The sequence below is a fragment of the Vibrio sp. 1978 genome (genome assembly GCF_033344345.1).
Genome location: NZ_JAWPOP010001113.1, coordinates 1 through 503, shown reverse-complemented (window position 1 = coordinate 503; position 503 = coordinate 1). Strand labels below are relative to the sequence as shown.

The following is a 503-nucleotide window of genomic DNA, read 5'->3' as shown; positions in this document are numbered from 1 at the left end:
CTGTATGCTCAGGACAAGCTGGGTAACCCGGTGCAGGACGGATCCCTTGGTACTTTTCACGGATGAGCTCATCATTCGATAGATTTTCATCTGCTGCATAGCCCCAAATTTCTTTCCTGACACGCTCATGCAAGTATTCAGCAAAAGCTTCGGCTAAACGATCCGCCACCGCTTGAATCATGATGGCGTTGTAGTCATCGCCTTGCGCTTTGTACTCATCGGCCAACTCACGCTCACCGATACCGCCAGTTACTGCAAACGCTCCAACCCAATCCTGTTTGCCAGATTCTTTTGGCGCGATGTAATCCGACAAGCAGTAGTTAAAGCCTTTAGGCTTTTCTGTTTGCTGACGAAGATTGCGCAATACGTTAGCAACCTCGGTACGCGACTCATCGGTGTACACTTCAATATCATCACCCACGCTTGCCGCTGGGAATAGACCACATATCCCGCGAGCCTTAAGCAATCCTTCACGTTCAACTCGATCAAGCAACTCATTGGCA

General features: G+C 49.5%; 1 protein-coding gene. It reads right to left on the bottom strand.

From position 1 onward, the window contains the following. Positions 1-503, bottom strand: a 503-nt coding sequence (locus R8N49_RS30930; protein WP_318190927.1) for a vitamin B12 dependent-methionine synthase activation domain-containing protein, incomplete at both ends; no start/stop codon positions are given.